This window comes from Falsiroseomonas sp. RANM36 (genome assembly GCF_056682175.1).
This window is the reverse complement of the sequence record NZ_JBWXTD010000003.1, coordinates 947,203-955,327: the sequence shown is the minus strand read 5'-3', so window position 1 is coordinate 955,327 and position 8,125 is coordinate 947,203. Positions and strand designations below refer to the sequence as shown.

Below are 8,125 nucleotides of genomic sequence, written 5' to 3'. Positions count from 1 at the left end.
AACACCCCCCGCGCCGAACCGAACAGCCTATTTTCCGCAGCCTGCTAGCGCCGCGCCCGTTCGCGGGCAACCGCTGCGCGGTTCCGCCGAACGGGCATAAGCTGCTCTGGAAACATGTGTCCTAGAGCACGACTTTCCGATCGACTGATTCCAGTCGATCGGAACGTGCTCTAGCCCGCCGCGCTACGCCGCATCCCCGCGCATCGCCGGCACCAGCAGGCCGATGTTGTGGCGGAACATCGCCTCATAGGTGGGCGCCGGCCCGTCCGGCGCCGAGAGCGCATCGGCATAGAGCCGGCCGCGCACGCGCACCCCGGCCTCGCGCGCCAGGCGCTCCAGCGTCGCCGGATTGGCCATGTTCTCCAGGAAGACGGCGGTGATGCCCTCGGCGCGGATCTGCCGGATCAGCGCCGCGACCTGCTGCGCGCTCGGCTCGGCCTCCGTCGAGACGCCCTGCGGCGCCACGAAGCGGATGCCATAGGCGGCGCCGAAATAGCCGAAGGCGTCGTGGCTGGTGACGACCTTGCGCCGGGCCTCCGGCACGGTCGCGAGCTGCGTGCGGATCCAGCCATCCAGCGCCTCGAGCCGCGTGGCATAGGCCTCGCCGGCGGCGAGATGCGCTGCGGCGTTGGCGGCATCGGCGCCGGCCAGGCCGCGGGCGATGGTGCGCACATACAGCGCGCCGAGCCGCGGGTCCTGCCAGGCATGCGGATCGGGCACGGTCCGCGAACGGCCGCCCTGCGCGTTGCCATGCGCATGCCCGTGGCTGTGCGCCGGCATGGTGCGCGGCGCGATGCCCTCGGTCGCGGTCACCACCGGCCCGCGGTAATTCGCGCTGCGGATCATCCGGTCCATCCAGCCGTCGAAGCCGAGCCCGTTGCGCACCACCAGCGTCGCCTCCCGCAGCGCCTGCGCGTCGGAAGGCCGCGGCTGGAAGCCGTGCGCATCAACGTTCGGCCCGGCGATGCTGCGCAGCTGCACGCGGTCGCCCGCGATCTGCGCGACCATGTCGCCCAGGATGGAGAAGGAGGCGACCACCCGGATGCCGCCCTGCGCGCGGGCGTGGCGCGGCAGCAGCGCGGGAAGCGCCAGCGCGGCGCCGAGCAGGAGGGAGCGACGGTGCATGGAAATCCCGATAGCAAGAAACGTTACAGTATAACATAACGGATGGAGCCCGCCCCGTGCAAGGTGCCCGGGGCGCACCGCAACGACTCTGTCACGCCAGCGTCGCCGGCCTGTCACCGCCCGGGTGTAATCCCGCCCCGTCGGAAGGGCGGGACGATGCTCGAACTGCAGGGACTGACGCGGCGCTTCGGCGAGCTTGTCGCCGTGGACGAGGTGCGGCTGGCCATTCCCGCCGGCCAGATGGTCGGCATCATCGGCCGCTCGGGCGCCGGCAAGTCCACGCTGCTGCGCATGATCAACCGTTTGACCGAGCCCACCGCGGGCCGCATCCTGCATGACGGGCGCGACGTCACCGCGCTCGGCGGCGCGGCGCTCCGCCGCTGGCGCACCGACTGCGCCATGATCTTCCAGCAGTTCAACCTGGTGCAGCGGCTCGACGTGCTCACCAACGTCCTGGTCGGTCGGCTCAACCACCGCCCCGGCCTGCTCGGCAACGTCACCTCGATGCTCAAGATGTTCACCGCCGAGGAGCGCGCGATGGCGCTCCGCGCGCTCGATCGCTTCGACCTCGCCGCCAGCGCGCTGCAGCGCGCCGACACGCTGTCCGGCGGGCAGCAGCAACGCGTCGCGATCTGCCGCGCCCTGCTGCAGGAGCCGAAGCTGATCCTGGCCGACGAGCCCATCGCCTCGCTCGATCCGCGCAACGCGAAGACCGTGATGGACGCGCTGCGCCAGGTGAACCGCGAGGACGGCATCACCGTGCTCACCAACCTCCATCACCTCGACACCGCACGGCAGTATTGCGACCGCATCGTCGCGATGCAGGCCGGCCGCGTGATGTTCGACGGCACGCCGGCCGAGCTCACTTCCGCCCGCGTGCGCGAGATCTACGGCGTCTCCGAGGACGAGTTCGAGGAACAGGCCTCGGAGGACACCACCATGCGCCCGCGTCCGGTGGCCGCCCGGCTCGCCGTCGCCTGACCCCCCGACCACGGAGAACCCCGATGCTGTCTCGTCGCCTGCTGATCGCCGGCGCCGCCCTGGCGCCCCTCGCCGCCGCCGCCCAGACGGGCGGGGCCGCGCCGCAGATGCCGAGCCCCGGCCGCCGCCCCTGGGCGCAGCAGGTGCCGCAGATCCGCCTCGGCCTGCTCGGCGGCGAGAACGAGGCCGACCGCCTCGGCCGCTACGAGGCCTATCGCGCGCTGCTGGAGCAGACCTTCGGCGTGCCCGTGCGCCTCTTCCCCGCCGCGGACTATGCCGGCGTGATGCAGGCCTTCAGCGCGAAGCAGATCGAGGGCGCGGCGCTCGGCGCCTCCGCCTATGCCGGCGCCTGGCTCGACACCAATGGCGGCGTCGAGCCGCTCTTCGTCGCGCGCGAGGCCGACGGCTCCATCGCCTACATCTCCTGCATGGTGGTCCGCGCCGACAGCGGCATCACCAGCCTCGAGCAGATGCGCGGCAAGTCGCTCGCCTGGGCCGATCCGAACTCCACCTCCGGCTACCTGATTCCCCGCTCCGAGCTGCGCGGCGCCGGCATCGACATCAACACCTACTTCTCCCGCACCGGCTTCGGCGGCGGGCATGAGCAGGCGGTGGTCGCGGTGCTGCAGCGGCAATACGACGCCGCCGTGACCTGGGCCTCCGGCCAGGGCGAGGAGAGCCAGGGCTTCACCCGCGGCAACCTCCGCGCGATGGTGGAGAAGGGCATGCTGAACATGCGCGACCTCCGCATCATCTGGAAGTCGCGGCCGATCCCGAACGGCCCGATGACGGTCCGCACCGACCTGCCACCCGCCTTCAAGCAGGACTTCACCGCCTTCCACCTGGCGCTGGCCACGGCGCATCCGCAGGTCTACGCGCAGATCGAGCGCGGCGGCGGGCAGGGCTATGCCGCCGTGACGCATGCGATGTTCGAGCCGATCGTGCAGCTGCGCCGCGAGGAAGCGGCCGAGCGGCGCCGCCGCTCCTGATCGTCGCGCATGGAGGCGGTTCTCTTCCCGTCCGGCAGCGCCGCCGTCGTCGCCCGGGGTGAGGCCGCCTTCCAGGCGGCCCGCCGCGCGCGGCGCAACGCGACGCTGCTGTGGTGCGCCGTCCTCCTCGTCTGCATCTATGTCGCGGCGCTGGTCAGCGAGGCCTCGCCGGAGGCGATCCTCGCCGGCCTGCCGCGCATCGGCGAATATTTCCACCGCATCCTCCCCACCCTGCGGTGGGAGACGCTGTTCGCCGACTGGGAGACCGAGGGCAGCCTCGCCTCCTGGTTCTACCGCCTCGACAAATGGCTCTGGCTGATCTTCGAGACCAGCCAGATGGCGCTGCTGGCGACGGTCGGCGGCACCGCCGTCTCCCTCGCGCTCTGCTGCGTCGCCGCGCGCAACACCGCGCCCAGCGCCTGGAGCTACCACCTGGTGCGGCGCGTTCTGGAATTCTGCCGCACCGTGCCGGAGATCGTCTTCGCGCTGATCTTCGTCTGGGCCTTCGGCATCGGCCCGCTGGCCGGCATCCTGGCGATCGCCATCCACACCGCCGGCGCGAACGGCAAGCTCTTCGCCGAGGTGGTGGAGAATGCCGATCCCGGCCCGCAGGAGGGCGTGCGCGCCGCCGGCGGCAACTGGTTCCACCGCATGCGCTACGGCGTGCTGCCGCAGGTGGCGCCGAACTTCCTCAGCTACGCGCTGCTGCGCTTCGAGGTGAATGTCCGCGGCGCCAGCGTGATCGGTTTCGTCGGCGCCGGCGGCATCGGCGAGGAGCTCTATCACGTGATCTCCTTCAACTACTACGAGGAGGTCAGCGCGATCGTCGTGCTCATCATCCTCTCCGTGGCCGTGATCGACCTGGCGTCGGAGCGGCTGCGCCGCGGCCTCGATGCCGGGGCGGCGCGCTGACATGGCCAATCTCCACCCCACCGCGCAGGACATCGCGACCTGGCGCCGCCTGATGCCGGAAGCCTTCGGCGCCCCGCTGCGGACGCGGCTGCTGCGTGCCCTGCTGGCCGCCGCCGCGATCGGCTGGATCGGCTTCCTCTTCCACTGGTTCGACATCACGCCGCAGCGGCTGTGGAACGGCCTCTCCGGCCTCGGCACCATCCTCGTGCTGATGGTCCCGCCCTCCCCGGGCGAGCTCTGGATGGAGATCCTGAAGGGCCTGGCGGAGAGCGTGGCGATGGCCTTCCTCGGCACCTTCGTCGCCGCCCTGCTGGCGGTGCCGCTCGGCCTGCTCGGCGCGGGCAACGTCATCACCAGCACGCTCGCGCATTTCTCCATCCGCCGCCTCTTCGACGGCTTCCGTGGGGTGGACCAGCTGATCTGGGCGCTGGCCTATGTGCGCGCCGTCGGCCTCGGCCCGCTCGCCGGCGTGCTCGCCATCGCGACCGCGGACACCGCCGTGCTCGCCAAGCTCTACGCGGAGGCGATCGAGAATGCCGAGAAGCGCCAGGCGGAGGGTATCGTCGCGGTCGGCGGCAACGGCCTGCTGCGCACGCGCTTCGGCCTGCTGCCGCAGGTGCTGCCGGTGATGCTCGCCCAGGCCCTCTATTTCTTCGAGAGCAACACGCGCTCGGCCGCGATCCTCGGCGTGGTCGGCGCCGGCGGCATCGGTCTGCAGATCGCGGAGCGCATCAAGGTCCGCCACTGGGACGAGGTGGCCTTCATCATCATCCTGATGATCGCCACCGTCGCCGTCATCGACCTCATCTCCGCCCGCATCCGCGCGAAACTGATCGGCCGGCGGGAAGGCATGGCCGCGCGCTGATAAGCGCTGATCAATCCAGCGTCGCGCCGGCCAGCCGCACGATCGCCGGCCAGCGCGCCGCCTCCGCCCGGACCAGCGCGGCGAACTCCGCCGGCGTGCCGCCGCGCGGCGCAAAACCTTGCCGCGCCAGCCCCTCCGCGATGGCGGGCGTGCGCAGCGCCTCCAGCAGCGCCGCGTTGAGCCGGGCGATCACCGGCTCCGGCGTGCCGGAAGGCGCCAGGATGCCCTGCCAGGTCACCACCTCGTAGCCAGGCAGTCCTTGTTCGGCGACGCTCGGCACCTGCGGCAGCGCCGGGTTGCGCCCCGCCGAGGTGACCGCCAGCGCCTTCAGCCGGCCGTCGCGGATATGCTCGATGGCGGCCGGCAGCGTGACCAGCAGCGCCTCCACATGCCCGGCCATCACGTCCACCACCGCCGGCCCGCCGCCCCGATAGGGCACATGGGTGAAGCGGATGCCGGTGCGCTGCGTCAGCACCGCCCCCGCCAGATGCCCGATCGAGCCGTTGCCCTGGGAGGCGAGCGTCATCGCCCCCTCCGCCTCCCGCGCCAGCTTGAGGAAGGAGGCGAGGTCCGTCGCCGGATGGCGGGGATGCACCACCAGCACCTGCGGCGCCCGCACCAGCTCGATCACCGGGGCGAAGTCGCGCACCGGGTCGAAGCCGATGCGGCGATAGAGCGAGGGGTTGATGGTCAGCGGGTCGGAGCCGACCAGCAGCGTGTTCCCGTCCGGCCGGGCGCGGGCCACCAGCTCGAAGGCCAGGTTGCTGCCGGCGCCCGGATGGTTCTCCGCCACCACCGGCTGGCCGAGCGCAGGCGTGATGGCGCGGGCGAAGGTGCGGCCGAGGATGTCGAGGCTGCCGCCCGGCGCCACCGGGATCACGAGTCGCAGCGGCCGGTCCGGCCAGGCGCCCTGGGCGAGCGCGGGCGCGGGCAGCGCCGCGGCGCCGAGCAGGGCGAGGAGGGAGCGCCGGGACGTGGCCGGCGCGCGGGTCTGGGGCGTGTTCATGGAAATCTTTTCTGCATGGCCGCCGGAACCCTGCAAGCGAAAGATTTTCGTGCTACGTAACCCCGAATTCACGCCGTCGGAGTTCCACCATGTCCACCGCTGCGGAGTTGGACCGTATCGATCGCGAGATCCTGCGCCTGCTGATGCAGGACGCCTCGCGCTCCCTCGCCGAGATCGCCCAGGAGGTCGGGCTGACCCCCACCCCCTGCTGGAAGCGCATCAAGCGGATGGAGGAGCAGGGCGTCATCACCGCCCGCGTCGCCATCGTGGACCCGGCGAAGGTCGGCCTGCCGATCTCGGTCTTCGTCGCGGTGGAGACCGGCGACCACTCCGCGGACTGGATCGCCCGCTTCGCCGCGGCCGTGGAGGGCCTGCCGGAGATCGTCGAATGCTGGCGACTCGGCGGCGACGTGGACTACCTGCTGCGCGTGGTGGTGCCGGACATGGCGGGCTACGACGCCTTCTACCGCCGGTTCGTGGCCGCCGTCCCGGCGCTGCGCAAGGTGACCGGCCGCTTCGCCATGGAACGGGTGAAGGGCACCACCGCCCTGCCGATTTGAGCACCCCTGGCGGTTCCGCCCCGGGGGCATGAGGGCTAGAACCGTCCGGCCATGCCCGACGCGGACCGCAAGATCCGGATCGCCCCGTCCCTGCTCGCCGCCGATTTCGCCCGGCTGGGCGAGGAGGTGCGCGCCATCCAGGCCGCCGGCGCGGACTGGCTGCATCTCGACATCATGGACGGGCATTTCGTGCCCAACATCTCCTTCGGGCCGGGGCTGGTGAAGGCGCTGCGCCCGCATTGCGCGCTGCCCTTCGACGTCCACCTGATGATCGCCCCGGCCGATCCCTACCTCGCGGCCTTCGCCGAGGCCGGGGCCGACCTGATCAGCCTGCACCCGGAAGCCGGGCCGCATCTGCACCGATCGCTGCAGACGATCCGCGCGTTGGGCAAGAAGGCCGGGGTGGTGCTGAACCCGGCGACGCCCGTCTCGGCCGTGGAGCCGGTGCTCGACCTCTGCGACCTGGTGCTGGTGATGTCGGTCAATCCGGGCTTCGGCGGGCAGTCCTTCATCCGGTCCCAGCTTGCCAAGATCGCCGCGTTGCGCGCGATGATCGACAGGTCGGGGCGGGAGATCGCGCTGCAGGTGGATGGGGGCGTCACGGCGGAAACGGCGCGGGACTGCGTCGCCGCCGGGGCGGATGTGCTGGTGGCGGGAACGGCGGTGTTCGGCACGAAGGACTATGCCGGTGCGATCCGCGCCCTGCGCGCCGGAACGGCGGGGGAGGATTGATGGAAGGCCTGCTGCGCGGCGCCCGCCGCATCCTGGCGAATCTCAAGCCGATCCGGGTGCCGGACAGCCCGGCCCGCGCCTTCCGCGACCTCTGGCCCGGCGATGCCGCCCGCGGCGCACGCCTTCTGCGCGGCGAGTTCGAGGTGCTGGGCACCGTCCGCCCGCTGCGCCCGGCCGAGGCCGATGGCGCGCAGGACTGGGCCGCGGGCTCGCCTGCCTGGCGTGCCGCCGCGCATGGCTTCGCCTGGCTACGCGACCTGCGCGCGCTCGGCACCGATGCCGCGCGGCTGCGCGGGCGGGCGCTGACCGCCGATTGGCTCGCGCTGCGCGACGATGCGCTCTCCGAGGCGCCGGAAGTCGCCGGCGCGCGCATCTCCGCCTGGCTCGGCCATTGGGATTTCCTTGCCGCCACCGCGGAGGACGCGTTCCGCCGCCAGCTCATGCAGCGCATGGCGCAGGATGCGCGGAACGTCGTCGCCTCCCTGCCCGCCGAGGCGGCGCATCGCGGCGCGTTGGTGGCGCTGAAGGGCGGCATGGCCGCCTCCGTGGCGCTGGAGGAGGAGACTTGGCTCGCCCGCTGCGTCCGCTTCCTGCCGCAGGAGCTGGAACGCCAGTTCCACCCCGATGGCGGCCATGTGGAGCGCAGCCCGTCGCAGCTTCTCGCCGCCGTCCAGGACCTGGTGGAGATCCGCAACCTGCTGCACGGCGCCGGGGTGGACACGCCGCCGCTGCTACCCGTGGTGCTGGACCGCGCCGCCCCGGCGTTGCGCCTGATGCGCCACGCCGATGGCGGGCTCGCGATGTTCAACGGGACGCGGGAGGAACCCGCCGCCATGCTCGACCTGGTGCTGACCCAGGCGCAGTCGCGCGGCCGCGCGCCCGCCCCCCGGCCCCAAGCCCGCGTACCCCCCCAGGCCCCCCCCCCCCCCCGGGTGCGGGGCGAATGCCGCGCGCG

The 8,125-nt window shown here is 72.2% G+C and carries 8 protein-coding genes and 1 pseudogene; 7 read left to right on the top strand and 2 right to left on the bottom strand.

Translation table 11 applies throughout. The annotated features are described in order from the left end of the window. Positions 1-183: 183 nt before the first annotated feature. Positions 184-1,125 (bottom strand): metal ABC transporter solute-binding protein, Zn/Mn family, encoded by a 942-nt coding sequence (locus tag AC1MIR_RS09405; protein WP_480027907.1) that lies wholly within the window; start codon positions 1,123-1,125, stop codon positions 184-186. A 156-nt stretch (positions 1,126-1,281) separates the two neighbouring features. Here AC1MIR_RS09405 and phnC point away from each other — a divergent pair, with 156 nt between their 5' ends. Genes phnC through phnE (AC1MIR_RS09385) form a run of 4 tightly spaced genes read left to right on the top strand, consistent with a single transcriptional unit; the run spans position 1,282 to position 4,872 of the window. Further along, entirely contained in the window at positions 1,282-2,106 is an 825-nt protein-coding gene (gene phnC, locus AC1MIR_RS09400) for a phosphonate ABC transporter ATP-binding protein (RefSeq protein WP_480027906.1), read from the top strand. A 23-nt stretch (positions 2,107-2,129) separates the two neighbouring features. Further along, the gene (gene phnD, locus AC1MIR_RS09395; protein WP_480027905.1) at positions 2,130-3,095 is read left to right on the top strand and encodes a phosphate/phosphite/phosphonate ABC transporter substrate-binding protein; all 966 of its coding nucleotides are present in this window, start codon (positions 2,130-2,132) and stop codon (positions 3,093-3,095) included. Positions 3,096-3,104: 9 nt separating this feature from the next. Then, complete coding sequence (phnE, locus tag AC1MIR_RS09390) at positions 3,105-4,007, top strand: phosphonate ABC transporter, permease protein PhnE (protein ID WP_480027904.1); 903 nt, start codon at positions 3,105-3,107, stop codon at positions 4,005-4,007. Between the two features lies 1 nt (position 4,008). Then, positions 4,009-4,872: a phosphonate ABC transporter, permease protein PhnE gene (phnE, locus tag AC1MIR_RS09385; RefSeq protein WP_480027903.1), complete on the top strand. Its 864-nt coding sequence runs from the start codon at positions 4,009-4,011 to the stop codon at positions 4,870-4,872. Positions 4,873-4,882: 10 nt separating this feature from the next. On the opposite strand, the gene AC1MIR_RS09380 is transcribed toward phnE (AC1MIR_RS09385), so the two are convergent. Further along, positions 4,883-5,878 carry a tripartite tricarboxylate transporter substrate binding protein gene (locus tag AC1MIR_RS09380; protein WP_480027902.1) on the bottom strand — a complete coding sequence of 332 codons (996 nt, stop codon included), beginning with the start codon at positions 5,876-5,878 and terminating at the stop codon, positions 4,883-4,885. 89 nt (positions 5,879-5,967) lie between these two features. Between AC1MIR_RS09380 and AC1MIR_RS09375 the strand changes: the two genes are divergently transcribed. From AC1MIR_RS09375 to AC1MIR_RS09365, 3 genes and pseudogenes are all read left to right on the top strand, one after another. Then, complete coding sequence (locus AC1MIR_RS09375) at positions 5,968-6,438, top strand: Lrp/AsnC family transcriptional regulator (protein WP_480027901.1); 471 nt, start codon at positions 5,968-5,970, stop codon at positions 6,436-6,438. Between the two features lie 51 nt (positions 6,439-6,489). Further along, positions 6,490-7,170: a ribulose-phosphate 3-epimerase gene (gene rpe, locus AC1MIR_RS09370; protein WP_480027900.1), complete on the top strand. Its 681-nt coding sequence runs from the start codon at positions 6,490-6,492 to the stop codon at positions 7,168-7,170. After that, positions 7,170-8,125: pseudogene (locus tag AC1MIR_RS09365) on the top strand (heparinase II/III family protein); the annotation flags it as partial. The gene rpe and the pseudogene AC1MIR_RS09365, both read left to right, overlap by 1 nt.

Coding starts and splice junctions, on each gene's coding strand:
- AC1MIR_RS09405 (WP_480027907.1), bottom strand. CDS start 1,125: ATGCACCGTCGCTCCCTCCTGCTCGGCGCCGCGCTGGCGCTTCCCGCG.
- phnC (WP_480027906.1), top strand. CDS start 1,282: ATGCTCGAACTGCAGGGACTGACGCGGCGCTTCGGCGAGCTTGTCGCC.
- phnD (WP_480027905.1), top strand. CDS start 2,130: ATGCTGTCTCGTCGCCTGCTGATCGCCGGCGCCGCCCTGGCGCCCCTC.
- phnE (WP_480027904.1), top strand. CDS start 3,105: ATGGAGGCGGTTCTCTTCCCGTCCGGCAGCGCCGCCGTCGTCGCCCGG.
- phnE (WP_480027903.1), top strand. CDS start 4,009: ATGGCCAATCTCCACCCCACCGCGCAGGACATCGCGACCTGGCGCCGC.
- AC1MIR_RS09380 (WP_480027902.1), bottom strand. CDS start 5,878: ATGAACACGCCCCAGACCCGCGCGCCGGCCACGTCCCGGCGCTCCCTC.
- AC1MIR_RS09375 (WP_480027901.1), top strand. CDS start 5,968: ATGTCCACCGCTGCGGAGTTGGACCGTATCGATCGCGAGATCCTGCGC.
- rpe (WP_480027900.1), top strand. CDS start 6,490: ATGCCCGACGCGGACCGCAAGATCCGGATCGCCCCGTCCCTGCTCGCC.